Source organism: Devosia sp. LjRoot16 (genome assembly GCF_964252795.1).
Classification (GTDB): domain Bacteria; phylum Pseudomonadota; class Alphaproteobacteria; order Rhizobiales; family Devosiaceae; genus Devosia_A.
The window spans coordinates 102,926-129,905 of record NZ_CAXUPH020000003.1; the positions used below are offsets into that span (position 1 = coordinate 102,926).

Here is a 26,980-nt window from a genome sequence, read left to right on the forward strand (position 1 = left end):
CCTTACTCCGCCGCGATCGAGGGCACGGCGCCCTCGCTGGTCGAGGACCAGGTGTATTGGTCGATCCGCGCCTCGATGACGTCGCGGAAGTTGCGGATCAAGCCCTGCACCGGCCAGGCCGCCGCATCGCCGAGGGCACAGATGGTGTGCCCTTCGATCTGCTTGGTCACGTCGAACAGCATGTCGATCTCGCGCTTCTGGGCGCGGCCTTCGACCATGCGTTCCATGACACGCATCATCCAGCCGGTGCCTTCACGGCACGGCGTGCACTGGCCGCAGCTCTCGTGCTTGAAGAACGCCTGGATGCGCCAGATCGCCTTGATGATGTCAGCCGACTTGTCGAGGACGATCATGCCGCCGGTGCCGAACGAGGACTTCTTCTCGCGCAGCCCATCGAAATCCATGATCGCGGTGCGCATGTCTTCGCCGCGCACCACCGGGCAGGACGCGCCGCCGGGGATCACCGCGAGCAGGTTATCCCAGCCGCCCCGGATGCCGCCGCAATGCTTTTCGATCAGCTCTTCGAAGGTGCAGCCCATCGCATCTTCGAACACTGCCGGCTTGTTGACGTGGCCCGAGGCCATGAACAGCTTGGTACCGGTATTGTTGGGCCGGCCGATGCCGCCGAACCAGGCGCCGCCGCGGCGCAGGATCTCAGGCACCACGGCAATGGATTCGACGTTGTTCACCGTGGTCGGGTTGCCGTAGACGCCCATCGCCGCCGGGAACGGCGGCTTCAGGCGCGGCTGGCCCTTCTTGCCCTCGAGCGACTCCATCAGCGCGGTTTCTTCGCCGCAGATGTAGGCGCCGGCGCCGTGATGGACCACGATCTCGAAGTCCCAGCCATGCACGTTGTTCTTGCCGATCAGCTTGGCGTCATAGGCCTGCTGCACGGCGGCTTCGAAATTCTGCCGCTCGCGGATGAACTCGCCGCGGATGTAGACATAGGCGATGTGTGCGCCCATGGCGCGGCCGGCGAGCAGGCACCCTTCGATCAGGTGATGCGGGTCGTGGCGCAGGATCTCGCGGTCCTTGCAGGTGCCAGGCTCGGACTCGTCGGCATTGACGAGGAGCTGGCTCGGACGGCCGTCATTGACGCCTTCCTTGGGCATGAAGGTCCATTTGAGCGCAGTCGGGAAACCGGCGCCGCCACGGCCACGCAGGCCCGAACCCTTGACCTCGTTGACGATCCAGTCGCGACCGTTGTCGATGAACTTCTTGGTATCGACCCAGCCGCCACGCGCCCGGGCGCCTTCGAGGCCCCAGTCGCCAGTGCCGTAGAGATTGGTGAAGATGCGATCCTGGTCAGCGAGCATCAGCGCGGGTCCTTCCCGAACACCTTGCGATATTCCTCGACGCCGCCCTTAGCGAGCGCCTTGGCCTGCTTGATCCACTCATCGCGGGCCACCCGGCCCGGGAATGCGAGGTGATCTTCGAGCTTTGCGATATCGGCCTTCTTCAGCCCCGCCACCTGGGCCCAGGTGGTGATGCCGATGGCATTGAGCTTGCCCTCGAGCACCGGGCCGACGCCCGAGATCAGCTTGAGGTCATCCGGCGTGCCGGCAGGCGCCTGGAACAGTTTGGCGCCGCCATCCTCGCTCGGCGACACCGCGGTCGCCGGCGCGGGTGCGCGCTTGGCCTTGGTGTCGGTCTTACCGGCATCGATCTTGCCGGCCGGCGATTCCGCGCCGGTGGCCGTCTCGCGCATCGCCCTGTTGGGTGTGCCGTCGGCCTTGGCCGCCTTGTTGGCGGCCTTGCGCTCGGCTTCGGCGGTCGCCGTCGAGACCTTCTCGGGCGACGGCGACTTCAGGGCCGGCGCCGTCTCTTCCGTCGTGGTGTTCTTGCGTCCGGCAGCGGTCGGCGCAGCGGCGGCAGGAGCGGGCGCAGCGGCGGCGGGAGCCGCAGGAGCCGCGGCGCCCGGAGCAGTCGCGGGAGCGGCCGGCGGCGGCGGGAACGGCTTGTAGGTGCGCTTGGCGGTCGGCTTTTCGAGCAGCGTCGTCTGGCCACCCTCGGCAGCCGCGAACTGACGGGCGACCTGCGGGCCGGGCTTCACATCGCTGCCCTTGCCGGCGGCAAACTTGTCGAGGATCGCCTCAAAGCTCTCGACCGTCAGGTCTTCGTAGGTGTCGCTGCCCACCATCACCAGCGGCGCATTCACGCAGGCGCCAAGGCACTCAACCTCTTCCCAGCTGAGGGTACCCTCGGCATTGGTCTCGAACGGGTTGTGGTTGATGCGGCGCTCGCAGATATGGCGGATGTCCTCGGCGCCACGCAGCATGCACGGCGTCGTGCCGCACACCTGGATGTGGGCGCGGGTGCCGACCGGCTGCAGCAGGAACTGCGTGTAGAAGGTCGCGACTTCCAGCACCCGGATATAGGGCATCTCGAGCAGCTTGCCGACCGCTTCGATCGCGGCGCGGCTAACCCAACCCTGCTGCTCCTGGGCGCGGAACAGCACCGGAATCACGGCCGACTGCTGACGGCCCGGCGGATACTCCGCCATCTTCTTTTCGGCCCAGGCCTGGTTTTCCTTCGTGAAGGCGAAGGTAGTCGGCTGGACGGCCTCATCTGCTAAACGGCGGACGGACATTACCGATCGACCTCACCAAACACGATATCGAGCGAACCGAGGATAGCGGCGACGTCGGCCAGCATGTGTCCCCGGCAGAGGAAATCCATTGCCTGCAGGTGCGCAAAGCCCGGCGCGCGGATCTTGCAGCGGTATGGCTTGTTGGTGCCGTCGCTGACCAGGTAGACGCCGAACTCGCCCTTGGGCGCTTCGACTGCGGCATACACCTCACCGGCCGGCACCTTGTAGCCTTCGGTGTAAAGCTTGAAGTGATGGATCAGTGCTTCCATCGACTGCTTCATCTCGCCGCGCTTGGGCGGCACCACCTTGCCGTCGGTCGAGGCGACGGGCCCCTGCCCTTCGGGCGAATTCAACAGGTCGAGCACCTGCTTCATGATCCGGATCGACTGGCGCATCTCGTCCATGCGGACCAGGTAACGGTCGTAGCAATCACCGTTCTTGCCGATCGGCACGTCGAACTCGAGCCGGTCGTAGCACTCATAGGGCTGCGACTTGCGCAGGTCCCAGGCATCGCCCGAGCCGCGCACCATCACGCCGGAAAAGCCCCACTTCCATGCATCTTCCGCCGACACCACGCCGATATCGGCGTTGCGCTGCATGTAGATGCGGTTGCCGGTGAGCAGTTTCTCGAGGTTGTCGAGCACCAGCAGGAACGGGTCGCAGAACGCGCCGATATCGTCGATCAGCGCCTGCGGCAGATCCTGGTGCACGCCACCCGGACGGAAATAGGCCGCATGCATGCGGCTGCCCGAGGCGCGCTCGTAGAAGATCATCAGCTTCTCGCGCTCGTCGAACCCCCATAGCGGCGGGGTCAGCGCGCCGACGTCCATCGCCTGCGTCGTGCAGTTGAGCATGTGCGACAACAGCCGGCCGATCTCGGCATAAAGCACGCGGATCAGCTGGCCACGCAGCGGCACTTCGATGCCGAGCAGCTTTTCGACTGCGAGGCAGAAGGCATGCTCCTGATTCATCGGCGCGACATAGTCGAGCCGGTCGAAATACGGCACGGCCTGCAGGTACGTCTTGGTCTCGATCAGCTTCTCGGTACCGCGATGCAGCAGCCCGATATGCGGATCGACGCGCTCGACCACTTCGCCGTCGAGCTCGAGGATGAGGCGGAGCACACCGTGGGCGGAGGGATGGATCGGCCCAAAGTTGATGGTGAAGTTTCTTACATCGACTTCGGACATCAGTTCTTCGCCTTCTCGTCGCCGGGCAGCACGTAATCCGTACCCTCCCACGGTGACAGATAATCGAACTGCCGGAATTCCTGCGGCAGCTTCACCGGCTCATAGACGACGCGCTTGCGCTCTTCGTCGTAGCGGACTTCGACGTAACCGGTGGTCGGGAAATCCTTGCGCAGCGGATAGCCGTCAAAGCCATAGTCGGTCAGCAGCCGGCGGAGGTCCGGGTGGCCGGTGAACAGGATGCCGAACAGATCGTAGGTCTCGCGCTCGAACCAGTCGGCACCCGGGAACAGGCCGGTGATCGACTGCACCGGCTGGGTGTCGTCGGTGGAGAGCTTCAGCCGCACGCGCAGGTTCTGCTTGGGGCTCAGGAGGTGGTAGACCACGTCGAAGCGCTCTGCGCGCTCCGGATAGTCCACCCCGCACACGTCGGTGATACCGGCAAACGCCTCGTGATCGTGCAGGAACGTCGCGACATCGATGATCGCGTCGCGCTGCACCGAGAGCGTCAGTTCGCCGTAAGCCAGCTTGTGGTCGATGATTTTTTCGCCGAGCGCGTTGCGAGCGCGTTCAGCGAGCGCCGCGAGCGGTGAAGGAATGGGGCCGTCAGTCATGGCCGGTCCTAACGTTCGATCGTGCCGGTGCGGCGGATTTTCTTCTGCAGCAACAGGATGCCGTAGAGCAGTGCCTCGGCGGTCGGCGGGCAGCCCGGAACATAGATGTCGACGGGCATGACGCGATCGCAGCCGCGCACCACAGAGTACGAATAGTGATAGTAGCCGCCGCCATTGGCGCAGCTGCCCATCGAGATGACGTAGCGCGGCTCCGGCATCTGGTCGTAGACCTTGCGCAGCGCCGGGGCCATCTTGTTGGTCAGCGTACCGGCGACGATCAGCACGTCCGCCTGGCGCGGCGAGGCGCGCGGCGCAGTGCCGAATCGCTCGATGTCGTAGCGCGGCATCGACATCTGGATCATTTCCACGGCGCAGCAGGCGAGGCCGGTCTGCATCCACATCAGCGAGCCGGTGCGTGCCCAGGTGATCAGCTGCGACGCTGTCGAAACCAGGAAGCCCTTGTCGGCGAGCTCGGCATTCACATCCGCCATGAACGGATCGTCGGCGCCGATCGGCTTGTTGGTGCGTGGGTCGATCAGGCCCTTGGGCTGCGGCGCGACCAGCGTCTGTTCACTCAATCCCATTCCAGCGCGCCCTTCTTCCATTCGTAGATGAAGCCGATAGTCAGCACGCCAAGGAAGATCATGACTGACCAGAAGCCGAACCAGCCGACATCACGGAACGCCACGGCCCAGGGGAACAGCAGCGCCACTTCGAGATCGAAGACGATGAACAGGATCGACACCAGGTAGAAGCGCACATCGAACTTCATGCGCGCATCGTCGAACGCTTCAAAACCCGCTTCAAACGCCGACACCTTCTCGGGGTCGGGCCGCTTGTAGGCAACGATGAAGGGGGCAACCATGAGGGCCAGGCCGATAACGGCAGCCAGACCGACGAATATGATGATCGGCAGGTAGTTGCTGAGCAACTCGTTCATTGTGCAGCCTAATGGTCGGGCCGGCTGGAGTGGCCGGCTCGCGCGGCCAGACGGGCAATTTTGGGCCCCTCAGACGACGCGACTTCGTGTGGCACGGGCTTAGCCCACGCCTTGCAGCGATTCAAGAAAAACTAATGTTGATCATTACGCTCAACTTAGTACGGAAAACTGGCTGAGACGCCCTGCCCGCAACGGTCTTCCGGCTATTGGTGCCGCGTGAGTGTTCCACTCATGGTTGAGGCCCCGCAAACGCAATGCTGCGCCCGGCTATGTGACCCTCGGATTCGCCTAGAAGTGGAACCGCGCGCCGAGGCTGAACTGGTCCTTGGGGTTGCCGCCCTCGAGGTCGAAGCCACGCAGGTATTCGGCATTCAACGAGATGTCGTCGGTGACGGCATACTCGAGGCCGCCGCCGGCAAGGAAGTCGCGCTCGCCGGTCCCGCTAAGTTCCATGCCATAGCCGGCCGAGGCATAGGCCAACAGGTCATCGGTCACCAGCACCCCGCCGCGACCGGTCACCTGGCCATAGGCCGTATCGATTGTGTCGCCGGTCAGCCCGTGCAGGGCCACCTCGCCACCAATGAGGAAGAAGTCGAGTTGCGCGTTTACGCCGGCAGCGATTCCCGCGCCAACCTCGGTGCCGCGAGCCGGGCTGGACTGCACCACGCCGTAGACCCCGGCGTAAAAGCCGCTCCAGTTGAATCCCGTGGCGACCGGTACCGCGACATCGCTCGAGCCCACTGGCACGGTGATCAGATCAGAAGCCGTCGCAGCGCCTGCCATGGCGGCCAGCAACGTTCCTGCAAACACCAGTCGCAATGGCACCAGCATGGCCGGTTTCTCCTGGATCGCCTCCAACAGTTCTAAATGCACGACACACATCCGCGGTTCCGTCAGGATTCGCGGAGACGTACATCTGAAATGTGGTGTGGCGGCGGCCATTGCAAGGACAGCCGCCCCCAAACCGTAACGAGCCGGCTACACGAGATCGTTCGGTGCACCTGGCTGGTTTTCTGGTTGGCAGGGGCATCAGACGCGCCCTCTTCGAGCATCGCCAACAATGACCGGCTTTGAGCTTCACGGTGGGGCTTTCGCCCGCAACCTTGCCTAACAGCGGGCATGAAAAAACCCGCCGATGTGGCGGGTTCGCTCTACTCGTCGATGCGCAGCGGCTAGCCGCCTCGAAGCGCCGAAGGCGCCTGGGCTCGCTGGAATGCCGGTTTCTTCACCGGGGCAGCGATCAGGCCTTCACGAATGGCGGTCTTGCGAGCGGCCTTGCGGCCCCGACGTACTGCCTCGGCGGCTTCACGAACCCGCTTTTCCGACGGCTTCTCGTAATAGCTGCGGAGTTTCATCTCCCGGAAGACACCCTCACGCTGCAAGCGCTTCTTGAGTACCTTGAGAGCCTGATCGACGTTATTGTCGCGAACGAGAACCTGCAAACATTGTCCTAACGTGGGGTGGCGGCTTCATGATTGAAGCCACTTCGAACGCCAATGCGTTCGCCGCGCTAATAGCATGCGTCAGCCTGAACATCACCCTCTGAGTTGGATGCGGCACTGAAGCGATCGCCGTCGACGCCTCGGCCAGCGTTCAGTCAGAACAAAACGGCATAGAAAGTGGGAACATGTCGGCGGGGGAAGTGAGAGCATCGCTCGAAGGCGATCAGCGCCACCCAAAGTTCATCACTGATGTGAAGGAAAAGGGTGGCGCGAGAGACGGGGCTCGAACCCGCGACCTCCGGCGTGACAGGCCGGCGCTCTAACCAACTGAGCTACTCCCGCAGCGCTTGCGAACAAGTCGTCCGCGCAACGTGGCGTCCGTTTAGAGGGCGTGCCGGAGAGTGTCAAGCGCCGAAACCGCGTCGCCGGCATACTTTCTTCCGGCTTTTCCACGTCTGCTTGCAAATGCCTTTGCGGACTGGCGTTTTCCGCCCGTTTACGCCCCGGCAGCGGCCGGCCGGATGTTGTGGTTGTGCCGGAACACGTTGTCGGGGTCCCACTTGGCCTTGAGCTCGCGCAACCGCGCGAGCTTTTTCTCGCCGAACGCCGCGTCGACGCGCTCCTGCCCCTCGTTGCCGATGTAATTGAGATAGACCCGCCCGGTCGACCACGGCTTCAGCACAGAGGCGATCTGTTTGACCCGCGCCGTGTTGGCGGCGTTGTCTGCGGGATTCGTCCAGCCGCAGATATAGTGCACGTTCCATGGCGCGGTGCGCATGCCGAAGGCCGTGGCCTCCTCATCGACGCGCGACGGGGCGCCGCCGCCGGGAACGAGGATGATCGCAGACTGCGGAGAAAGCGGCGTCAGGGCCAGTTTGGCGTAGGCGTCGATCGCTTCCTCCGGCAGCTCGTTGAGGAAATCCGCGGTCCAGTAGTTCTGCGCCCCGGGAAAGTTGCCGCCCATCTTCTGGAACTCGGTATAGGGCATCGGCTGCACCAGGTCGGCCGCCGGCGGCCCGAAGGCCCGGAACGGCGCCAGCACCCTGATTCCCTCCTCCACGTCGCCGGCATAGATCAGCTGCACGACGACGATCGGCTTGCCGCGCGCCGGCTCGGGAACGAACGGCGCATCCGGCGCGGTGGTGAAAACCATGCCGATGCCCACCTCGTCGGGCGCTGCCCGCATGAAATCGCGCATGTGGCGCAGTACCGCCGCCGCCATCGGAGCGGGGTAGAGCAGCACGCCGGCGAGGACGATCGGGCCCAGCCGGTGCAGCCGGAAATGAAAGGCAGTGACGATACCGAAATTGCCGCCGCCGCCGCGCAGGCCCCAGAACAGATCCGGGTTCTCGGTTTCGGACGCAATGACCTTGCGGCCGTCGGCGGTAACCAATTCGGCCGAGATCAGGTTGTCGCAGACATAGCCGAACTTGCGTTCGAGCCAGCCACTGCCGCTGCCCAGCGACAGCCCGGCCACCCCGGTCGTTGGGTTACGGCCACCGGTGAGCGCCAGGCCGTGCCGCGCCGTCGCCGCGTCGAATTCGCCCCAGTTGAGGCCGGCCTCGGCCCGGCAGGTCTGGCCCGCCGGATCGATGCGGATATCCTTCATGCCGCGCAGGTCGATGCAGACGCCATCGTCGCAGACGGCCGAGCCGGTGACCGCGTGGCCACCGCCGAACACCGAAACCGGCAATCCCTCGCGACGCGCCAGGGCGAGCGCCAGCACCACATCGTCGGCGCTGTTGCAGCGCGCGATCAGCGCCGGCCGGCGATCGATCATGCCGTTATAGACGCGGCGCGCCTCGTCGTAACCGGCATGGTGTGGGTGGATCAGAGTGCCCGCGAAACCGGGCAGATCAAAGCGGCCTACCTCGGCAATCGACATCGAGCCCTCCCCGGCCTCAGTCCGACGAACCGTCAGCGTAGCGGCACTACTCTATAGGGGGAATTTGCCGGGGCACAGCGAGATTCAGCGGCACGGGTTGACGGCCTGCGGCCGAGACCCTAGTTAGTGCGCCTTCGTCGCTCCCCTGCGTCGCCAATAGGCGACCCCAGGAGTAGCTGACGGGCGGTTAGCTCAGTTGGTAGAGCATCTCGTTTACACCGAGAGGGTCGGCGGTTCGAGACCGTCACCGCCCACCATTTCTCCAAAGCCCACGCGCCTGCTGTCATCGCGGCGAGACCGGGCCCCCTGCCCCCAAAAACAAATGGCCCCGGCGACGAGCGCACGGGGCCATGTGGTCTGTCGACCGGAACGCGATCTTAGTTGATCGCGTCCTTGAGGCCCTTGCCGGGCTTGAACTTGGCCTGGTTAGAAGCCGGGATCTTGATCTCCGCGCCCGTTGCCGGGTTGCGGCCGATCGAGGCCTTGCGCTTGGAAACGGCGAACGTACCAAAGCCGACGAGACGGACTTCTTCGCCCTTCTTCAGCGACGCGGTGACGGCGTCGAACACAGCATCGACAGCCAGTGCAGCGTCGGCCTTGGTCAGGCCCGCCTTGTCGGCGACGACGCCGATCAGATCGTTCTTGTTAGACATAGCGTTTCCTCACTGTGGGATGCCCGCCCTGTGGAGGCGAACCAAAACGCCGTGACCCTTCTTCGATTCTGCTCGGAACGCAAGGAAATCCGGGCTTTTCCGCAGGCGAGGCACAGCAATTCTGTTAATGAAGCGTCAATTCTGGCTCAACTTTGTCAGCCGTCGGGCGTCACTGTGGCAACGCGCGTCCGGCGGATGCCCAAAAGCAGCGGCAACGCCAGCAAATACACGGCTCCCCCGACGATCCAGATCAGCCCCGGCCAGGTCGGTTTGAGGGCAAAATACACCGCCGAGAAGAAGATCGGACCGAACACCGCCGAGAGGCTGACAAGGCTCGCCAGCACGCCCTGGAGCTTGCCCTGATTGTCGCCATCAACCTGCTGCGTGGTGAGCGACTGCAGCGCCGGCATGCCGATGCCGCCGAGCGCGAACAGCGGCGCCAGCGCGAACAGGATCCAGCCCTGCGCCGCAAAGCCCAGGATCAACAGCGCCGTCAGCTCGCACGCCATCCCCAGGACCATGGCCCAGCGCTCGCCCAGCCGCGCCGCCGCAGGGCCGGTCAGCAGCGCCTGTGCTCCGGCATGGAACAGCCCGAACGCGCCGAGCGACAGCCCGATCATCAGCCCGTTCCACTGGAACATGTCCTGGCCGAACAGCGCCCAGATCGTGCCGTACATGGTGCCGACGAAGTTCATGATGACGAAGATCGCCATCAGCGGCAGCAGCGCGGTGAAGCTGAAAGCCCAGCCGAGCGGCCGGAACGGGTTGAGCGTCGCGAAATCGAACTTGGCGCTGGCATCGCCCGGCCGTGATTCCGGCAGGACGAACAGCGCCAGCGCGAAGTTGACCGCGTTGAGCCCGGCCGCCACCAGGAACGGCGCCCGCACCCAGATGTCGCCCAGGATGCCGCCGATCACCGGCCCGATGATGAAGCCGATGCCGAACATGGCGTGGAAATAGCCGAAGCGCTTGGCGCGCTCCTCCTCGGCCGAGATGTCGGTGATGTAGGCGGTGGCGACCGCCATGTTGGCGCTGGTGATGCCGGCGATGGCGCGGCCCAGCACCAGCATCCAGAGCTCGGGCGCGAACGCCATCACGAGATAGTCGATCGCCGCGCCGGCCAGCGACACCAGCAGTACCGGGCGACGGCCATAACGGTCGCTGAGCACCCCCAGCACCGGCGAGAACAGGAATTGCATCGCCGAATAGAGCGCCAGCATGATGCCGATGATCATCGTCACTTCGCCGGTATGGGTGACGTCCTCGAGCAGGCGCGGCAGAATCGGGAAAATCAGCCCGATGCCGACCGCATCGAGCGTCACCGCGGCCAGAATGATGATCAGTGCCTTGTTCAATTCAGGGCCCTCCAGCCGGCTGACACGCGGGGCGTGTTCTATATTCGTTCTCGTTTGGCGGTGCAAACGAAATGCCAGTAGCGCTTTCAGGAAAAGTTGCAGACCTTCCGTTTCGAAAGCGCGAAAGACCCCTACGTGGTGATCACGCGGGCGTTACACCAGAGCGAGAGTGCGTGAATGACAGGAGGCAAACTGGCGAGGGACGAACAGCTAGTCAGCTGCTCCGTGTGCATCGATCACCCAGCTGCGGCCGTTGCTCGGATCGAACGCCAGCGTCATCTGCAGCAGCACGGGCAGGCCAATCAGCGGCCGCCCGGCCTTGAAGAACCGGACCACCGGGTTGTTCAGGGTGACCGGTCCGATCTTGATGTCGCCAGTGACCTGCCCCTCGTAGACCGGCTGACTGCCGGACGCCGAAACCACCTTGCCGATCTCCTTCAGCGTGCCGCCGACGCCGAGCTCGTCGGCCAGATCCAGCGGCAGCACGAGCGTCGAATCATTACCGCTGTCCAGTATCGCGTCGACCGTTCCGCTCGGCAGCACGATGGGTATGGACGGCAAACCAGCAGCGCCGTCGCCGAGATACGGCATGCCGGGGCCCTGCATCGACGCGATTGCAGTTCCCGGCAGGATGCGCAATTCGGCGTTCCGCAAATCCAGCAGCACCAGCTTTCCGGGAAAGCTGTTGGGCCCGAAGATGCCGACCTCGTCGGTGCTGCGGTAATCGAAGACATTGGCCGGTGCGTCGGCAATCGGCGCGCCGCCAAGCCGTACGCCGACGAGGTGCGTCTGGTAGCCCGGCACGGGAATGCCGGTGTTGCCGTCTATCGACGTGGATGGACCGATGCGCGGCAGCTCGAACGGCTCTGCGTAGACCGTGTCCAGGATGTTGTCATTGGTGCCAGTATCGAAGACCACCGGCGCCGGCGGATGATCGCCGATCCGCATCATCACCAGCGGACGCTTGGAGGACAGATAGACCGGAATAACCGCTTCCGCTTGGAGCGGCCTCCGGGCGAGCGCATCGCCCGCCCAGGCGGCGCAGAGCGCCAGACCTCCAACGATCGCTCCCGCAGCGACCAGGCAAGTCAGCGATCGTCTGGTGAAGGTCATCTGGCCGGTGTCCTCGGTTAGCGCTGCCTTGCCCTATCGGCGCAGCGAGGCAAAGCAGATATCGGTTGCGGGATGATTGCGAAGCGCGCAGGGAGGCTGGCCGCCGGAAATATGGTGGGAGCCTTGAGCTGGGTATGGAAACGGCGCCCCAGAGGGCGCCGCTTGTTGTTCCCGCGCCAGGCCCGGCGGTCAGTTCACGGCGATGAAGGTGCCATCCGCCTTGAAATAGCAGTTGAAGAACGTCGTACCACCCGAGCCGTCGAACCAGCCCTGCGAGACGAAGAGCTTGCCGCTCTTGAACGCGGCGTTGGTGGTGATGTCCTGCAGGCGCACTCCGAACTGCGCCGAGGCTTCACCCGTGCAGTAGCGCGGCATCATCGCCACCGGCACGCCGTCATCGGAGCTGAGCGGCGGCTGGCCGGCCGGCGGTGGGGTCACCGGGCGCGACGGGCTCGGGGCGCGGGTCGACTCGTGCAGGTACTTGCCCGAGACCCAGCCATTGAGACCGGTCTGATCTTCGACGCGGCACCAGCGGGTAGAGCCGTTCATCTTGCAGCCGAGGTTGCGGATCACGTCACCCTCGTCGAGCACACCCAGCACCGACGCCCCGGAGGCGGCCGAGGCGCGCACATTCAGCGTGTCACCGCGCGCGAGGCCATGCACCTGCCAGAAGTCCGGGCCGCCGGCGAGGCCATCGGCAAAGTCGGGAGCAGGCTTGCTGGGCGCCGGCTTGCTCGGCGCCTGCGCAGCCGCCTTGCCCTCGACGGCGATGCTGAGCTCGTAATTCGCTGTTTCGCCCCGGCGCGCCGCATTGCGCATCAGGTAGACGTCGATCTTGTAGTCGCCGCTCGACGGGATAACGAACGAAGTGCTGTTGCCCGAGGTCGAGCCAATGAACAGCGCCGCGGACGCGCCGGGCGCCGTGATGTTGAAATAGTTGCTGGTATTGTCGGTATCGAGCTCGACGCTCATCCGCTGCCCGGCACTCACACCCACGATGTAGCTCACGCCCTCGTAGCCGGTGATGCTGTCATCGATCGACGTGCTGCTCGCGCCGCGTTTGAACTTTACCGTTTCCGTCCGCGTATCTTGGGCGAATGACAGTCCCGTCAGCGAGACGACGGCTGCCAACAACGTCGCTATCCCCAAAACCCACTTGCTTCGCATTCGCTTCTCCAGCGCTGTCCAACCGGCAGCTAGTCGGACGTCCGTGAAGATTTCGTGGCAAACTACCTGGACCTTCGCCCTAACTCTGCGGCGCACAAACGAAAACGGCGCCCGAGGGCGCCGTTTCCAACTTCATCGATCAAAGACCGGCTCAGTGCGGCAGGCTCGCGCCGCTCTCGTCGCCGTCGACCGAGCTCTCGACCACCGGCACCGCGGCCGGCTTGTCGTCGTCATACTTCCACTCGATCGGCTCGGGCTGCCGGATCAAGGCGCGGCTCAGCACCTCGTCCATCCGGCTCACCGGGATGATCTCCATGCCCTCGGTCACGTTCTTCGGGATCTCCTTGAGATCCCTGGTGTTCTCCTCGGGGATGAGGACGGTCTTGATGCCCGAGCGGAGCGCTGCAAGGAGCTTTTCCTTGAGCCCGCCAATGGGCAGGACACGGCCCCGTAGAGTCACTTCGCCGGTCATGGCGATGTCATGCCGCACCGGAATGCCGGTCATCAGCGAGACGATCGTCGTGGCCATGCCGATGCCGGCCGACGGGCCATCCTTCGGCGTCGCGCCTTCCGGCAGGTGCAGGTGGATGTCGCGCGTGTCGAACAGCGGCGGCTTGATGCCGAGCTCGGCGGCCCGCGAACGCACGTAACCCGACGCGGCAGTGATGGATTCCTTCATCACTTCCTTGAGGTTGCCGGTCACCGTCATGCGGCCCTTGCCATGCGTCATAATGCCCTCGATGGTCAGGATCTCGCCACCGACCGAAGTCCAGGCAAGCCCCGTCACCACGCCGACCTGCGGCTCGGCGTCGATCTTGTCGTTCCGGAAGAACGCCGGCCCGAGATATTCCTCGAGCAGCTCCGGGGTGACGACGACCTTGGTCGACTTCTTGACCAGAATGTCGCGCACGGCCTTGCGCATCAGCTTCGAGAGCTCACGCTTCAGGTTACGCACGCCGGCTTCCCGGGTGTAGTTGCGGACCACAGCCATCAGCTGGTCGTCGTCGATGACGAACTCCTTGGGCTGCAGGCCGTTCTCCTTCAGCGTCTCCGGGATCAGGTGGCGCCGCGCGATCTCGAACTTCTCCTCTTCGGTGTAGCCCGACAGGCGAATGATCTCCATGCGGTCCATCAGCGGGCCGGGGATGTTGAGCGTGTTCGAGGTGGTGACGAACATCACGTCCGAGAGGTCGAAGTCGACCTCGAGGTAGTGGTCGGCGAACGTGTTGTTCTGCTCCGGATCGAGCACTTCGAGCAGCGCCGACGACGGGTCGCCACGGAAGTCCTGGCCCATCTTGTCGATCTCGTCGAGCAGGAACAGCGGATTGTTCTTACCCGCCTTCTTGAGCGACTGGATCACCTTGCCTGGCATGGAGCCGATATAGGTCCGGCGGTGGCCGCGGATCTCGGCCTCGTCCCGGACGCCACCGAGCGCCATGCGCACGAACTCACGGCCGGTCGCCTTGGCGATCGACTTGCCCAGCGAGGTCTTGCCGACGCCCGGAGGGCCGACGAGGCAGAGGATCGGGCCCTTGAGCTTGCCGGTGCGCGACTGCACCGCGAGGTACTCGAGGATACGCTCCTTGACCTTCTCGAGGCCATAGTGATCCTCGTCCAGCACCTGCTCGGCGTAGACCAGGTCGCGCTTGACCTTGCTCTTCTTGCCCCACGGCAGCGTCAGCAGCCAGTCGAGATAGTTGCGCACGACCGTCGCTTCGGCCGACATCGGGCTCATGGTCTTGAGCTTCTTCAGCTCGCCATCGGCCTTGATCCGGGCTTCCTTCGACAGCTTGGTCTTCTTGATCTTCTCTTCGAGCTCGGTCAGCTCGTTCGAGCCTTCCTCGCCATCACCCAGCTCGCGCTGGATCGCCTTCATCTGCTCGTTGAGATAGTACTCGCGCTGCGTCTTCTCCATCTGCCGCTTGACGCGGGAACGGATGCGCTTTTCGACCTGCAGAACGCCGATCTCGCCTTCCATCAGGCCGAGAATCTTCTGCAACCGCTCGGCCACCGAAACGGTGCCCAGCAGCTCTTCCTTCTGCTCGATCTTGATCACCAGGTGGCTGGCGATGGTGTCGGCGAGCTTACTATGATTGGTGATCTGGCTGACGGCGTTGACCACCTCGGCCGAGATCTTCTTGTTGAGCTTGACGTAGTTCTCGAACTCGGACTGGGCGGAACGCGCCAGCGCTTCGAGTTCGGTCTCGTCTTCCTCCGGTTCCGGCAGCGTCGTCGCTTCGGCTTCGAAGTAGTCGACGGTCTGCAGGTACTGGTCGATCTTCGCCCGGCGCAGGCCCTCGACCAGCACCTTCACGGTGCCGTCGGGCAGCTTCAGCAGCTGCAGCACCGAGGCGATGGTGCCGGTGGCATAAATCTCATCAGGCGACGGATCGTCATCCTGGGCATTCTTCTGGGTGACGACGAGAATGTGCTTATCGTCGCGCATCACTTCTTCGAGCGCCTTCACCGACTTTTCGCGGCCGACGAACAGCGGCACGATCATGCCCGGAAAGACAACGATATCGCGTAGCGGCAGCACGGGGTAAACCCGATCGCGATCGAATCCGGCGCCGCCTTGGGTAACGTCCGACATATTTGGTCCTTTCCTGGGCGCAGGGCTCGTTTCGGGAGGATGGGCGAGCCCGCGCCCGTCTAGCAATCGGGCCGGTCCCCACGATGGGCGGCGAGCCTGATTCTGCTGATTAAATAGGGCGCCCGCGGCAAAGGGCAAGTCAACCTACCCGTAATGACGGGTATGCCCGCAATGCGGCACTACTGTGTGCTGCGGCTGCATCAGCCCGAGGCGCCGACGGGCGGCCCCACATAGTGGGCGCGCGGGCGGATCAGCTGGCCGCTCGCCACCTGTTCGAGCATGTGCGCCAGCCACCCCACAGTGCGGGCCAAGGCAAAGATGGTAGCCGGCGCGTGCGGCGGCAAGTCATGAGCGGCGCTCAGCGCGGCCAGCGCAAAATCCACATTGGGCCGATCGCCCAGCAGCTCCTCGGCGACCCGCGCAAGCCTGCGGAACGCCGCGGGCACCTCGATTGCCGCCAGCAGCGCCTCGGCGCGGACGTCCCCCCGCGGATAGAGCCGATGCGCGAAGCCGGGGATCACCCGCCCTTCCCCCAGCCACTCGCGCAAACCATCGCCCGGCCGGTCGGCATGCGGGCCGATATCGAGCGCCAGCGCCAGCACCGCCGCTGCGGCTGTGCCGTGGCGCGGACCGGTGAAGGTGGCGAGCCCGGCCAGCGCGCCGGCCCACAGCGAGGCCCCCGTAGAAACCGCGACCCGCGCAGCGAAGGTCGAAGCGTTGAGTTCGTGATCAGCCAGGAGCACCATCGCGCGCCGGAGCACATCGGCTGCGCCGGGGCGTCCCAGACTGTCGGCCAGGCGAACGTGCAACGAACCGGCGCCGGCCCCCAGCATCGCGTCCGCGACGCACCCGAGCACGTTCGCAGCCTCGACGCGCAACTGCCAGGGCCCCAGGCCCGAGCTCGGAGCGCCCCCGGCAGCACGCTCCGCCAGCGCTGCGAACGCCGCGGCCATCGGTGGCGTGGCGACGGGCCCCGGCCCGCTTGCCGGCAAACTCCATGTTCCGTCCCACAATAGCGTAGCCACGTCCTCGAGCGTCGCCGTGGTCGCCAGGTCGATCGCGTCCACGCCACGATAGTAGAGCCGCCCGCTGCTCACGGTGGAGATGGCCGACGGCAGCACCGGATCGCCCCAGCTGATCGCCTCCGAGGCCACCGCAGCAGAACTCCGCCGGCCGCGAGCCCGGGCGGCCAGCCGGTCCACGTCTTCCTCGCGATAGAGGCTCCGCCGCGTATCCGCCGGATCAGGCTTTGCCCGGATGCGGCCCCGGCTGACGCTCGCATAGAGCGACTGCGGCTTGGAGCCGAGCCGTGTCAGAGCTTCCGCTGCGCTGAGCCACATGTTGACCTCGAACATTGATCAATATGATCAAGATTGACGTCAATGTTAGCGCGCCTACCTTCCGTTGCAAACAGCCAAGGAGGCTCAGATGAGCAATGGACTCGAAGATGTCGTCGCAGCACAAACCATCCTCTCGGATGTGGATGGGCTGGCGGGTCGGCTGATCATCCGTGGCCAGCCGCTCGACGCGCTGACCGGACACGTGAGCTACGAGCAGGTGCTGGCGCTGCTCTGGGATGGCTTCTTTGCCGACCTGCCGCGCGATCTGACCACGCCGCTGGCGGACGCCAGGGCTGCCGTGTACGGCACCGTCGAGCGCGAACAGTCGCTGTTGGCCGAACTGCCGGTCTACGATGGTGTCCGGGCGCTGATGGCGCGGCTTCCGGACGGCACGGATCTCGAAACGGCGCTACTGCTGACCGCGGCTCCTGCGGTCGCCTTGCCGGCGGCGATCCGGTTGCAGGCCGGCAAGAGCCTGCGAGCGCCGCAGCCGGGCCTCGGGCACGCCGCCGATATGCTGAGCATGCTCGGCGACAGGCCGGCCGATCCAGCGGCCGCAGCGGCACTCGACAGCTATCTCGTCACCGTGGTCGACCACGGGCTCAACGCCTCGACCTTCGCGGCTCGCGTGGTGGCCTCGACCCTCGCCGGTCTCAACTCATCGGCGCTGGCGGCTTTGGGTGCGCTGAAGGGTCCGCGGCACGGCGGCGCGCTCGGCCCCGTCCTCGATATGCTCGACGCCATCGGCACCGCCGACAAGGCCGCGGCCTGGATCGAGAACGAGCTGGCGAATGGCCGGCGCCTGATGGGCTTCGGTCACCGCATCTACCGGGTGCGCGACCCCCGCGCCGATGTGCTGAAGGCGGCGCTGGAACGGCTGACCCGGTCCGGCGCAGTCGATACCGCCCGCGTCGAACTGGCCCAGCACGTCGAGGCGGTGGCGCTGGCGGCGCTCAAACGCCACAAGCCCGACCGGGTGCTCGCCACCAATGTCGAGTTCTACCCTGCGCTGCTGCTCGAAACGCTGGGCTTTCCCCGCTCGGCCTTCACCGCGATCTTTGCGGCCAGCCGCATCGGCGGCTGGATCGCCCATGCCAGGGAAGAAGCGGCGAACGGCCGGCTGATCCGGCCGAAATCGCTCTATGTGGGGCCGGTGCCGAGGGTGGCGGCGTAGTCCGTCGCTTCTTGACGCCGGTGTGAGTTGACCCCACCCCTGCCCCCTCCCCCTCTAGGGGACGCGGTAGCGCCCCGGAAAGGGGAGGGAGACCAAAACACAGGCTTCTCGGTAAACGTCTCCCTCCCCTTGTTTAGGGGGAGGGATCAAGGGTGGGGGTCAGCCACACCAGGGTCGGCTGTGCTTGTGCTAAGCCGCTACCTTCGGCGGCAGGTGCTGCCCCGGGGTCGACACCGAGATGGCTTCCTCTTCCGGCGTCATATCGGCCGGCACGTCCGCGAATAGCGGGGTCGAGAGGTAGCGCTCGCCGGTATCGGGCAGCATCGCCAGAATGGTCGAGCCGTCGGGAGCCGTCTCGGCCACCTTCAGCGCCGCCGCGAAGGTGGCGCCGGCGGTGATGCCGACGAAGATGCCTTCCTTCTGCGCCAGCTGCATCGACTGCTTCATCGCATCGGGGCCGGCGATGGTCAGCACCTGGTCGATCAACTTCTCGGTGACCGCCTCATTGGTGATCCACGGGATGAAGTCCGGGCTCCAGCCCTGGAACGGATGCGGCTTCCACGCCGAATGGCTGCCGGTCGCGGCATGGTCGGCGCGACGCTCCTGGCCTTCACCGCTGGTCAGCATCGGCGCGCCCTCGGGCTCGGCAACGATGATCTTGGTGTTCGGCATCTTGTCGCGGAGCACCCGGCCGACGCCGGTGAGCGTGCCGCCAGTGCCAAAGCCGGTGACCCAGTAGTCGAGCTTCTCGTCGGCGAAATCGCGCACGATCTCCTGTGCGGTGGTCCGCGAGTGCATGTCGGGGTTGGCTTCATTCTCGAACTGGCGGGTCTGGAACCAGCCATTCGCCTCGGCCAGGGCCTCCGCCTTGCGGATCATGCCGTTGGCCCGCTCGGCCGCCGGAGTCAGCACCACCTTGGCGCCGAGGAACCGCATCAGCTTACGCCGTTCGACCGAAAAGCTCTCGGCCATGGTGACGACCAGCGGATAACCCTTGGCCGCGCAAACCATCGCCAGCCCGATGCCGGTATTGCCTGAGGTGGCCTCGATCACCGTCTGGCCCGGTTTCAGCGCGCCGGATTTCTCGGCCGCCTCGATCACACCGAGCGCCAGGCGGTCCTTCACCGACCCGAGCGGGTTGAACGCCTCGACCTTGACGTACAGCTTGACGTTTTTCGGGCCCAGCTTGTTGATCCGGACAACCGGCGTATTGCCGATGGTCCCCAGAATATCCTTGAATTTCATGGTTCTTCCTCTTGGTGCCCCACTCAACCAAGAGACTACGCTTCAGCCTCGGGAGCGACAAGTGAACCTATGGTACGGAATTCAGCAGCCGACCGCCGCGAAGCGGCTGCCGCATTGCACCCCTCCCCCTTGAGGGGAGGCGCTGGGGGTGGGGGTGGTGAGGCGGGCACGGTGCCGACTTCACCACCCCCTCCCTCAATCCCTCCCCTCCTAGCGGACGCGGTAGCGCCGCGGGGGGAGGGAGGTGAAAGTACCGTGCCTACCCGTCTGTTGCATCGCCCCAATCGAGCTTCTTCGCCGCCTTGAAGGCCGGCTTGTCCCGGCTTGGTACCACCCGTGTCTCGAGCCCATCGGCGCCGCAGACCGCCAGCGTCACCGAAAACTTGTTCTCTTCCGGCCGCCGCAGCACGCGCCCCGGCGGCGGCTTGCCGATATGCGGCCGCGCCACGACCAGATAGCTGTACTTTTCATCCTCGTAGCCGAGGGTTGCGCCCTTCATCCGCATGTGGTCGCGGCTGCGGCTGAGCCGCACCGAGAAGTGGCACCAGTCCGGCTCGAGCAGCGGGCAATCGCGCTCATGCGGACAGGGCGCCAGCACCCTGCCCCCCAGCTCGACCAGCCGCCGGCGCACTACCATCAGCCGCTGGTAGTCGCGCGGCCGGCCCGGCTCGATGATCGCCAGCACGCCGTCGCTGTGCCGCCACAGCCGCTCCGCCGCCGCCAGCATCTCGTCATCCGGCAGCTCGGTGAGCGCATAGGCACAGGTAACCAGGTCGTATCGGGTCGGAAACTCGAACCGCCCGAGATCGGCCTCCAGCAGCTCTGCCCCGGCCAATGCCGTTCCCTCCGCCAGCGTCCTCGCCAGCGCGAGAAACGCCCGGTTGTGATCCATCAGTGTCGGGGCAATCCCCTCAAACGCCTCGGCCACCGCCCAGCCGGCGGTTCCCGGCCCTGCCCCGGCATCGAGCAGCGTTCCTGGCGCGAACTGCGGCGCCCTCGCTCGCAGTTCCGCCAGCACCGCTGATACCGCCGCATAGGTCGCCGGCATCCGGCTCAGCGCATAGGCGATGGCGTCGTCGGCACCGCCGATCACCTGCCGCGACGCGCCACGCTGCCGATAGTGCTCGGAGATGCGCGCGGAGCTGTCCGTCAGCCCCTTGCGCCCCTCGGCGAGGCGCCGCACTGCGGCGGCGAGATCGGCCGGCAGGTCGGTCAATGTCGGTTCGCCTTATGGATGCTGTGCGCCAGCAGCGCGTCAGTCACTGCCCGCTTGAAACGGTCCTTGTCGCCCGCCGCATTGTCGACGATCTCACGCACCCGCCAGAACTCGCTGCCGCCGAACGGCCCGACCTCGGCACGCACATAAACGTCCGGCGGGTATTGCAGCACCGTGGCATCGACCAGCTTCTGCGACATGATCTCGGTCGCCACCACGGCGGAATCGGTGATGCTCGGCTCGCGCGAGGCATCGAGCAGCTGCGGCGTGCGATGTACGTCGATGCCGATGAGCACGTCGCACTTGCCGGCAATCAGCCCCAGCGGCAGCGGATTGGTGACGCCGCCATCGATGAAGTACCGGCCCTCGACATTCACCGGCCGGAACAGGCTGGGGATAGCCAGCGAGGCGGCGATCGCCGGGCGCAGCGGACCGGAGTCGAACACCACTTCCTTCCAGGCGTAGAAATCCGTCGCCACGACCGAGAACGGCACCTTGAGATCGGCGAAATCATGGGGAAACCCATCCGGCAGGAATGCCGTGGTGATCCCCCTTGGGTTCACCTGCATCGACAACCCGTCTTCGACGATCTGCTTGAAACTGAAGCGGTTGCGGTTCCACAGCGTGCTGGCGATCTGCTGCAGGCTGCCCAGCACGCTGTAGGCATGCTCACGCAGCTCCGCGCCGGTCATGCCGTTAGCCCAGCCCGAACCGATCAGCGCCCCGATCGACGAGCCTGATATCACCGAGGGTTTCAGCCCCAGTTCGTCCATCGCCTCGATATAGGGAATGTGTGCCAGGCCGCGCGCCGCGCCGCTGCCGAGTGCCACGCCGATCCGCATGGTGCCGCCTCCAGTCCGTTTCCTTATGCGACGGCCTTGCCCCAAATGAAAAGGCCCCGCCAGTAGCGGGGCCTTTGAACTCTTGCTCCGAGGGATCAGGCGCTGGTGGACAGCGCCTCTTCCTTCTTGCGCTCGGCGTAGATGTACAGCGGACGGGCGTCCTTGCCGTTCACCACTTCCTCGCTGATCACCACTTCTTCCACGCCATCGAGCGAGGGCAGGTCGTACATGGTGTCGAGCAGGATGCCTTCGAGGATCGAGCGCAGGCCACGGGCGCCGGTCTTGCGCTCGATGGCATGCTTGGCGATCGCCTTCAGCGCATCCTCGTGGAAGGTCAGCTCGACCTCTTCCATCGAGAACAGCCGCTGGTACTGACGCACCAGCGCATTCTTCGGCGCGGTCAGGATTTCGATCAGCGCGGGCTCGTCGAGATCTTCGAGCGTCGCGAGGATCGGCAGGCGGCCGATGAATTCGGGGATCAGCCCGAACCGCACCAGGTCTTCCGGCTGCACGTCCTTCAACAGGTCACCGACGCGGCGATCCTTTGGGTCCTTGACCACGGCCGAGAAGCCGATGCCCGAACCCTCGCCGCGCGCCGAGATGATCTTCTCGAGCCCGGCAAACGCCCCGCCGCAAATGAACAGGATGTTGGTCGTATCCACCTGCAGGAATTCCTGCTGCGGGTGCTTGCGGCCGCCCTGCGGCGGCACGGAGGCAACGGTGCCTTCCATGATCTTCAGCAGCGCCTGCTGCACGCCTTCGCCCGACACGTCGCGGGTGATCGACGGGTTGTCCGACTTGCGGCTGATCTTGTCGACTTCGTCGATGTAGACGATGCCGCGCTGCGCCTTCTCGACATTGTAGTCGGCGGACTGCAGCAGCTTGAGGATGATGTTCTCGACGTCCTCGCCAACGTAACCGGCCTCGGTCAGCGTCGTCGCGTCGGCCATGGTGAACGGCACATCGAGGATACGGGCCAGCGTCTGCGCCAGCAGCGTCTTGCCGGTACCGGTCGGGCCGATCAGCAGGATGTTCGACTTCGAGAGCTCGATGTCCTGGTTCTTGGTGGCGTGGTGCAGACGCTTATAGTGGTTGTGCACGGCGACGCTCAGCACGCGCTTGGCGCGGAACTGGCCGATGACGTAGTCATCCAGCACCTTGCAGATTTCGGCCGGCGTCGGCACGCCGTCCGAGGACTTCACCATCGAGGTTTTGTTTTCCTCGCGGATGATGTCCATGCACAGCTCGACGCATTCATCGCAGATGAAGACGGTCGGCCCGGCGATCAGCTTCCTGACCTCGTGCTGCGATTTCCCGCAGAACGAGCAGTACAGCGTGTTTTTGGAAGATTCGCCGCTGGTCGTGTCCTTGGACATCCTGTCACTCCTGGGAGTTCGGGCTCCCATCCCGGCTAGAAGAGAACGCTAGCCCCGGATACCTAAACAAAATGTAAGCCCGACCGACCTTAACGGCCAGCCGGGACCCACACAATCACACAAGTGTCACACTCGCGTAGGGCATTGAGATTCACCTTAACGGGAGAATCCTCACACCGCGTCGGGTGCTGCCCGCTTCTCGAAGATCGAGTCGATGATGCCAAAATCCTTGGCCTCTTCGGGGTTGAGGAAACGATCGCGCTCGAGCGCGTTGTGAATGGCCTCGTAGTCCTGGCCGGTATGCTTGACGTAAATCTCGTTGAGCCGGCGCTTCAGCTTCTCGGTGAACTGGGCGTGGATCAGGATATCGGTCGCCTGACCCTGATAGCCGCCGGACGGCTGGTGCACCATGATCGAGGCGTTCGGCAGCGCCGCGCGCAGGCCCTTTTCGCCGCCTGCGAGGAGGAGCGAGCCCATCGAAGCCGCCTGCCCGATGCACAGCGTCGCCACCGGCGGGCGGATGAACTGCATGGTGTCGTAGATGCCGAGGCCGGAGGTCACGACGCCGCCGGGCGAATTGATGTAGAGGCTGATTTCCTTCTTCGGGTTTTCCGACTCGAGGAACAGCAGCTGCGCCGCGATCAGGGACGCCATCTGGTCTTCGACCTGGCCGGTCACGAAGATGATGCGCTCCTTGAGCAGGCGCGAATAGATGTCGAAGGCGCGCTCGCCGCGCGTCGTCTGCTCGACCACGGTGGGCACGAGGTAGTTGTAGAAGGTATCGACCGGATCTCTCATTTCGAGATTTGTCCCTTATGGCAGGAAGAATCAGCGCTCGCGGCCGACTGAAGGCGATGCCCTGTTAAGGGCGGGTAAAGCGACAGATAGGCGCCAATGTGGCAGGCCGCAATACTCACATATTCGCGCAAAGCCACGGATCAGCGGAACCTGCCCGTATGGGGAGGGCCGGCCGCCTTACGCCTTGAACCCCACCGCCACACCGCGCTTCTTGAAGTAGGACTGCATGGTCTTGCGGCCCTGGCGGTTGTTCTGGGCCAGCTTAGCCGGATCGAACACCGCTTCCTTGGCGCCTTCCTTGGCCATCGCCGCCTTCAACGCCGCGATATGGACGTCGATATCCGCATTGTTCTCGCGCAGCGAGGTGTAGATGTTGTCGATCGCTTCGGTCAGGGTGAGGTCGCTCAAGGGCTCGAACTCCAATCAGTGTCTGGCGAGGCTACTAGCCGGTTTTTCCGTTGCGGCAAGCTGTTTCAGCAGGTCGTGATGGCTTCCCGACCGCCCGACGCGCCGTATAGCATGGCCCGCAGTATCAGTTTCAACGGGTCCTCTCTTGTCCGCAGCCGCTCCCTTCGCCCTCGCCGACCGTCACGCCAGCGCCCAGCCGCGCGAACTCGCCTTCTACCGCGACCCCTACGCCTTCTATGACGCGGTGCACGCGGCCTCACCGGCCTTCTTCTGGGACAATTACGATCACTGGTGCTTTGCCGGCTTCAAGGATGTCAGCGCCCTGCTTCGCGACAAGCGCTTCGGCCGGCAGATCCTCCACCTGATGAGCCGCGAGCAGCTCGGCATGGCGCCGCCCAAGGCTCACACCGCCGCTTTCGACCAGACCGAGAAATACACCCTGCTCAACCTCGAGCCGCCGGCCCATACCCGACTGCGCGCCCTGGTCAACCGCGCCTTCGTCTCACGCAATGTCGAGCAGCTGCGTCCCCGCATCGAGCGGCTGGCCAATGAGCTGATCGACGGTTTTGCCGCCGATGGCCAGGTCGAGCTGCTCCGCGCCTTTGCGGCGCCGATCCCCGCCATCGTCATTGCCGAGATGATCGGCATGCCCGCCGACATGGCGATGCAACTGGTCGATTGGTCCAACCGCATGGTCGCCATGTACATGTACGGCGTAACCTACGAGACCGAGCTCGATGCCAACCAGGCCTCGATCGAGTTCATGGATTATGTGCGCGAGATGATCGCCGAGCGCCGCCGCCAGCCGCGCGAGGACCTGCTTACCCACATGCTGACCACCGAGGTCGATGGCGAGAAGCTGACCGACGACGAGGTGATCTCGACCACCATCCTCCTGCTCAACGCCGGCCATGAGGCAACGGTCCATACCACCGGCAACGGCGTGAAGGCTATCCTCGAAAGCGGCCTCGACCCCAAGGCCCTGTTCGCCGATGCCGACCAGACCGAGGCGACGGTCGAAGAGTGCATCCGCTTCGATGCGCCGCTCCACATGTTCACCCGCTACGCCTTGCAGGATGTGACGCTCGACAACGGGTTGAGCTTCAAGCAGGGCGAGACCATCGGCCTGATGCTGGGCGCCGCCAACCGAGATCCCTCGCGCTTCGCCGAGGCCAACCGGTTCGACCCGTTCCGCAAGGATGGCGCCAATGTCAGCTTCGGTGCCGGCATCCACTTCTGCATCGGCGCCCCGCTGGCGCGCATCGAGCTGCAGGTGGCGATGCAGACCCTGTTCGACCGGCTACCCGGACTGAAGCTCGCCGCCGAGCCGCAATACAAGAACATCTACCATTTTCACGGGTTGGAGCGGTTGGAGGTCAGCTGGTAGCTCCGGCGCCCCCAGCCACCGGCTCATTCCCGCGAAAGCGGGAAGCTCCGTTTACGATCGTGCCGTAGGCGGGAAAACAGAGGTTCCCGCTTTCGCGGGAATGGCTCCGTGCATAACCGCGTCTACTCAGTCAGCTCCGCCAGCACATCGGGGATCAAGCCCGGCAAATCCTCGGCGATCAGCCCCGGCCCGCCCCACAGGTTCCCCGTTTCGCCGTGGATCCACACCCCGGCCGAGGCGGCATCGAACCCTTTCATCCCCTGCGCCAGCAACCCGGCGATGATCCCGGCCAGCACATCGCCTGAGCCGGCCGTGCCCAATATTGCCGGCGCATTGTCGTTGATCACCGCGTGCCCATCGGGAGCCGCGACCACCGTGTCGCTGCCTTTCAGCACCACGATGGCGCCGGAGCGCAGCGCTGCCGAGCGCGCCCGGTCGACCTTCGAGCCATCCACCTTACCGAACAATCGCTCGAACTCACCCTCGTGCGGTGTCATCACCACTGCCCGCTGAGGCCTCGCCTTGATCGCCGAGAACAGCGCCTCCGGGCTGTCCTTGAAGCTGGTCAGCGCATCGGCATCGAGCACCGTCGCCGCGTCGCTTGCCAGCACCGCCAGTACATTCGTCTTGGTGGCCTCGCCCAGCCCCGCGGCCGGCCCGATCACCACCGTGTTGATCCGATGGTCCTGCAACAGCAACTGCAGGCTCGCCGCGCCATCCACCGGCTTCAGCATGATCGCCGTGACGTGGTTAGCCTGGATCAGCAGCGAGGAATGCGCGCCGGCCAGCGTCACGAGCCCTGCCCCGATGCGCAACGCCGCGGTGGCGGTCATCCGGCTGGCGCCGGTCTGCAGCGGCCCGCCCGACATCACCACGCAGTGGCCGCGGGTGAACTTGTGCCCCTCCGCCTCGAGCCTGGGCAGATGCCAGAGGTCGGGACTGTTGCGGTTGAGGTTCGGCCGGATCTCGCCCAGGACGCTGTCCGGGATGCCAATCTCCGCCAGCACCACCTCGCCGCACTGCTGCCGGCCCGGCAGCAGCAGATGCCCCGGCTTCAGCCGGAAGAACGTCACCGACACATCGGCTTTGATCGCCACGCCGCGGACCTGGCCACTGGACCCGTCGATGCCCGAGGGCACGTCCACCGCGACGATCGGCACGCGCAACCCGTTCACCGCCTCGATCAGTTCCGCGAGACCGCCCTCGATATCGCGATCGAGCCCGGCGCCGAGCAGCGCGTCGACCACCACCTTGGCGCCGCGCAACCCGTCCGGCCGCGCCGCCTGGATCGGTCCGTTCCACAGGTCGGCGAAGAACGCCGCATCGCCGGTCAGCCGGTCGCGCTCGCCGAACAGCGCCACCCGCACCTCGCGTCCCAGCTCCTTGAGCTTCTTGGCTGCAACGAACCCGTCGCCGCCATTATTGCCGGGGCCGCAGAGGATCAGCACCTGCCCATCCGGATAGCGCTCCGCCACCAGCTCGGCCACGGCATTGCCCGCCGCCTCCATCAGCTTGAACGACTGAATACCCGACGCCACCGCCAGCGCATCGGCGCGGCCCATTTCGGCAGGCGTGAGGAGGGTGTGAATATTCTTGTCTGACATGCCGAGCCGCCGCGAGGTTCCCAGCGTCATCAATACCGCACGATCGGGGTG

24 protein-coding genes and 2 tRNA genes are annotated in these 26,980 nt (G+C 65.1%); 3 read left to right on the plus strand and 23 right to left on the minus strand.

The genetic code is table 11. The features are described from left to right. Window positions 1-2 precede the first annotated feature (2 nt). The 10 genes from nuoF to ACSQ23_RS14905 all read right to left on the minus strand — a co-directional run bounded on the left by nuoF (window position 3) and on the right by ACSQ23_RS14905 (window position 8,658). Window positions 3-1,316: an NADH-quinone oxidoreductase subunit NuoF gene (gene nuoF, locus ACSQ23_RS14860; RefSeq protein ID WP_055881645.1), complete on the minus strand. Its 1,314-nt coding sequence runs from the start codon at window positions 1,314-1,316 to the stop codon at window positions 3-5. Further along, complete coding sequence (gene nuoE, locus ACSQ23_RS14865) at window positions 1,316-2,590, minus strand: NADH-quinone oxidoreductase subunit NuoE (protein ID WP_055996656.1); 1,275 nt, start codon at window positions 2,588-2,590, stop codon at window positions 1,316-1,318. Before nuoE ends, nuoF begins: the two co-directional genes overlap by 1 nt. Continuing rightward, window positions 2,590-3,780 (minus strand): NADH-quinone oxidoreductase subunit D, encoded by a 1,191-nt coding sequence (locus tag ACSQ23_RS14870; protein WP_055881649.1) that lies wholly within the window; start codon window positions 3,778-3,780, stop codon window positions 2,590-2,592. Before ACSQ23_RS14870 ends, nuoE begins: the two co-directional genes overlap by 1 nt. Then, complete coding sequence (locus ACSQ23_RS14875; RefSeq protein WP_055881651.1) at window positions 3,780-4,391, minus strand: NADH-quinone oxidoreductase subunit C; 612 nt, start codon at window positions 4,389-4,391, stop codon at window positions 3,780-3,782. Before ACSQ23_RS14875 ends, ACSQ23_RS14870 begins: the two co-directional genes overlap by 1 nt. A gap of 8 nt (window positions 4,392-4,399) precedes the next feature. Next, complete coding sequence (locus ACSQ23_RS14880) at window positions 4,400-4,975, minus strand: NuoB/complex I 20 kDa subunit family protein (protein WP_055881654.1); 576 nt, start codon at window positions 4,973-4,975, stop codon at window positions 4,400-4,402. Further along, complete coding sequence (locus tag ACSQ23_RS14885; protein WP_055881655.1) at window positions 4,966-5,331, minus strand: NADH-quinone oxidoreductase subunit A; 366 nt, start codon at window positions 5,329-5,331, stop codon at window positions 4,966-4,968. Before ACSQ23_RS14885 ends, ACSQ23_RS14880 begins: the two co-directional genes overlap by 10 nt. A gap of 288 nt (window positions 5,332-5,619) precedes the next feature. Next, window positions 5,620-6,204: an outer membrane protein gene (locus ACSQ23_RS14890; protein ID WP_162247919.1), complete on the minus strand. Its 585-nt coding sequence runs from the start codon at window positions 6,202-6,204 to the stop codon at window positions 5,620-5,622. Between the two features lie 299 nt (window positions 6,205-6,503). Then, window positions 6,504-6,773, minus strand: a complete 270-nt coding sequence (gene rpsU, locus ACSQ23_RS14895) for a 30S ribosomal protein S21 (RefSeq protein ID WP_069911195.1) — start codon at window positions 6,771-6,773, stop codon at window positions 6,504-6,506. A 265-nt stretch (window positions 6,774-7,038) separates the two neighbouring features. Continuing rightward, window positions 7,039-7,115, minus strand: a tRNA-Asp gene (locus ACSQ23_RS14900). Between the two features lie 154 nt (window positions 7,116-7,269). Beyond that, window positions 7,270-8,658, minus strand: coding sequence for an FAD-binding oxidoreductase (locus ACSQ23_RS14905; RefSeq protein ID WP_055996668.1), 1,389 nt, complete (start codon window positions 8,656-8,658; stop codon window positions 7,270-7,272). Between the two features lie 181 nt (window positions 8,659-8,839). Between ACSQ23_RS14905 and ACSQ23_RS14910 the strand changes: the two genes are divergently transcribed. Then, window positions 8,840-8,915, plus strand: a tRNA-Val gene (locus ACSQ23_RS14910). A 120-nt stretch (window positions 8,916-9,035) separates the two neighbouring features. Here the strand turns inward: ACSQ23_RS14910 and ACSQ23_RS14915 are convergent. From ACSQ23_RS14915 to ACSQ23_RS14940, 6 genes are all read right to left on the minus strand, one after another. Further along, a complete protein-coding gene (locus ACSQ23_RS14915; protein ID WP_055881846.1) occupies window positions 9,036-9,311 on the minus strand; it encodes an HU family DNA-binding protein in 276 nt (91 codons plus the stop codon). A gap of 155 nt (window positions 9,312-9,466) precedes the next feature. Further along, window positions 9,467-10,666, minus strand: a complete 1,200-nt coding sequence (tet, locus tag ACSQ23_RS14920; protein ID WP_055881849.1) for a Tet(A)/Tet(B)/Tet(C) family tetracycline efflux MFS transporter — start codon at window positions 10,664-10,666, stop codon at window positions 9,467-9,469. 210 nt (window positions 10,667-10,876) lie between these two features. Continuing rightward, window positions 10,877-11,779 carry an aspartyl protease family protein gene (locus tag ACSQ23_RS14925; RefSeq protein WP_436091072.1) on the minus strand — a complete coding sequence of 301 codons (903 nt, stop codon included), beginning with the start codon at window positions 11,777-11,779 and terminating at the stop codon, window positions 10,877-10,879. 189 nt (window positions 11,780-11,968) lie between these two features. Beyond that, window positions 11,969-12,913, minus strand: a complete 945-nt coding sequence (locus tag ACSQ23_RS14930; RefSeq protein WP_197421270.1) for an SH3 domain-containing protein — start codon at window positions 12,911-12,913, stop codon at window positions 11,969-11,971. 184 nt (window positions 12,914-13,097) lie between these two features. Further along, window positions 13,098-15,539 carry an endopeptidase La gene (gene lon / locus ACSQ23_RS14935; protein WP_055881854.1) on the minus strand — a complete coding sequence of 814 codons (2,442 nt, stop codon included), beginning with the start codon at window positions 15,537-15,539 and terminating at the stop codon, window positions 13,098-13,100. Between the two features lie 200 nt (window positions 15,540-15,739). Continuing rightward, entirely contained in the window at window positions 15,740-16,894 is a 1,155-nt protein-coding gene (locus ACSQ23_RS14940) for a citrate synthase (RefSeq protein ID WP_436091073.1), read from the minus strand. 73 nt (window positions 16,895-16,967) lie between these two features. Between ACSQ23_RS14940 and ACSQ23_RS14945 the strand changes: the two genes are divergently transcribed. Then, complete coding sequence (locus ACSQ23_RS14945) at window positions 16,968-18,053, plus strand: citrate synthase (RefSeq protein ID WP_436091074.1); 1,086 nt, start codon at window positions 16,968-16,970, stop codon at window positions 18,051-18,053. A 189-nt stretch (window positions 18,054-18,242) separates the two neighbouring features. Here the strand turns inward: ACSQ23_RS14945 and cysK are convergent, their stop codons facing one another. From cysK to ACSQ23_RS14975, 6 genes are all read right to left on the minus strand, one after another. Beyond that, window positions 18,243-19,298: a cysteine synthase A gene (cysK, locus tag ACSQ23_RS14950; RefSeq protein ID WP_055996680.1), complete on the minus strand. Its 1,056-nt coding sequence runs from the start codon at window positions 19,296-19,298 to the stop codon at window positions 18,243-18,245. 259 nt (window positions 19,299-19,557) lie between these two features. Next, window positions 19,558-20,514 (minus strand): small ribosomal subunit Rsm22 family protein, encoded by a 957-nt coding sequence (locus ACSQ23_RS14955; RefSeq protein WP_436091075.1) that lies wholly within the window; start codon window positions 20,512-20,514, stop codon window positions 19,558-19,560. After that, window positions 20,511-21,356: a patatin-like phospholipase family protein gene (locus tag ACSQ23_RS14960; protein ID WP_436091076.1), complete on the minus strand. Its 846-nt coding sequence runs from the start codon at window positions 21,354-21,356 to the stop codon at window positions 20,511-20,513. Before ACSQ23_RS14960 ends, ACSQ23_RS14955 begins: the two co-directional genes overlap by 4 nt. 95 nt (window positions 21,357-21,451) lie before the next feature. Continuing rightward, window positions 21,452-22,732 carry an ATP-dependent Clp protease ATP-binding subunit ClpX gene (clpX, locus tag ACSQ23_RS14965; RefSeq protein WP_055881871.1) on the minus strand — a complete coding sequence of 427 codons (1,281 nt, stop codon included), beginning with the start codon at window positions 22,730-22,732 and terminating at the stop codon, window positions 21,452-21,454. Between the two features lie 171 nt (window positions 22,733-22,903). Further along, the gene (locus tag ACSQ23_RS14970) at window positions 22,904-23,530 is read right to left on the minus strand and encodes an ATP-dependent Clp protease proteolytic subunit (protein WP_055881872.1); all 627 of its coding nucleotides are present in this window, start codon (window positions 23,528-23,530) and stop codon (window positions 22,904-22,906) included. 177 nt (window positions 23,531-23,707) lie between these two features. Beyond that, window positions 23,708-23,938 (minus strand): hypothetical protein, encoded by a 231-nt coding sequence (locus ACSQ23_RS14975; RefSeq protein ID WP_055882546.1) that lies wholly within the window; start codon window positions 23,936-23,938, stop codon window positions 23,708-23,710. A gap of 145 nt (window positions 23,939-24,083) precedes the next feature. Here ACSQ23_RS14975 and ACSQ23_RS14980 point away from each other — a divergent pair, with 145 nt between their 5' ends. Continuing rightward, entirely contained in the window at window positions 24,084-25,325 is a 1,242-nt protein-coding gene (locus tag ACSQ23_RS14980) for a cytochrome P450 (protein WP_055881874.1), read from the plus strand. Between the two features lie 122 nt (window positions 25,326-25,447). Here ACSQ23_RS14980 and ACSQ23_RS14985 read toward each other — a convergent pair whose 3' ends face one another. Beyond that, on the minus strand, window positions 25,448-26,929 hold the full coding sequence (locus tag ACSQ23_RS14985) for an NAD(P)H-hydrate dehydratase (RefSeq protein ID WP_436091077.1): 1,482 nt from the start codon (window positions 26,927-26,929) through the stop codon (window positions 25,448-25,450). Between the last annotated feature and the right edge of the window lie 51 nt (window positions 26,930-26,980).

Excerpts from the sequence above, each read along its gene's own strand:
- nuoF (WP_055881645.1), bottom strand. The coding sequence starts at position 1,316 with ATGCTCGCTGACCAGGATCGCATCTTCACCAATCTCTACGGCACTGGC.
- nuoE (WP_055996656.1), bottom strand. The coding sequence starts at position 2,590 with ATGTCCGTCCGCCGTTTAGCAGATGAGGCCGTCCAGCCGACTACCTTC.
- ACSQ23_RS14870 (WP_055881649.1), bottom strand. The coding sequence starts at position 3,780 with ATGTCCGAAGTCGATGTAAGAAACTTCACCATCAACTTTGGGCCGATC.
- ACSQ23_RS14875 (WP_055881651.1), bottom strand. The coding sequence starts at position 4,391 with ATGACTGACGGCCCCATTCCTTCACCGCTCGCGGCGCTCGCTGAACGC.
- ACSQ23_RS14880 (WP_055881654.1), bottom strand. The coding sequence starts at position 4,975 with ATGGGATTGAGTGAACAGACGCTGGTCGCGCCGCAGCCCAAGGGCCTG.
- ACSQ23_RS14885 (WP_055881655.1), bottom strand. The coding sequence starts at position 5,331 with ATGAACGAGTTGCTCAGCAACTACCTGCCGATCATCATATTCGTCGGT.
- ACSQ23_RS14905 (WP_055996668.1), bottom strand. The coding sequence starts at position 8,658 with ATGTCGATTGCCGAGGTAGGCCGCTTTGATCTGCCCGGTTTCGCGGGC.
- ACSQ23_RS14915 (WP_055881846.1), bottom strand. The coding sequence starts at position 9,311 with ATGTCTAACAAGAACGATCTGATCGGCGTCGTCGCCGACAAGGCGGGC.
- ACSQ23_RS14925 (WP_436091072.1), bottom strand. The coding sequence starts at position 11,779 with ATGACCTTCACCAGACGATCGCTGACTTGCCTGGTCGCTGCGGGAGCG.
- lon (WP_055881854.1), bottom strand. The coding sequence starts at position 15,539 with ATGTCGGACGTTACCCAAGGCGGCGCCGGATTCGATCGCGATCGGGTT.
- ACSQ23_RS14940 (WP_436091073.1), bottom strand. The coding sequence starts at position 16,894 with ATGTTCGAGGTCAACATGTGGCTCAGCGCAGCGGAAGCTCTGACACGG.
- ACSQ23_RS14945 (WP_436091074.1), top strand. The coding sequence starts at position 16,968 with ATGAGCAATGGACTCGAAGATGTCGTCGCAGCACAAACCATCCTCTCG.
- cysK (WP_055996680.1), bottom strand. The coding sequence starts at position 19,298 with ATGAAATTCAAGGATATTCTGGGGACCATCGGCAATACGCCGGTTGTC.
- ACSQ23_RS14960 (WP_436091076.1), bottom strand. The coding sequence starts at position 21,356 with ATGCGGATCGGCGTGGCACTCGGCAGCGGCGCGGCGCGCGGCCTGGCA.
- clpX (WP_055881871.1), bottom strand. The coding sequence starts at position 22,732 with ATGTCCAAGGACACGACCAGCGGCGAATCTTCCAAAAACACGCTGTAC.
- ACSQ23_RS14970 (WP_055881872.1), bottom strand. The coding sequence starts at position 23,530 with ATGAGAGATCCGGTCGATACCTTCTACAACTACCTCGTGCCCACCGTG.
- ACSQ23_RS14985 (WP_436091077.1), bottom strand. The coding sequence starts at position 26,929 with ATGTCAGACAAGAATATTCACACCCTCCTCACGCCTGCCGAAATGGGC.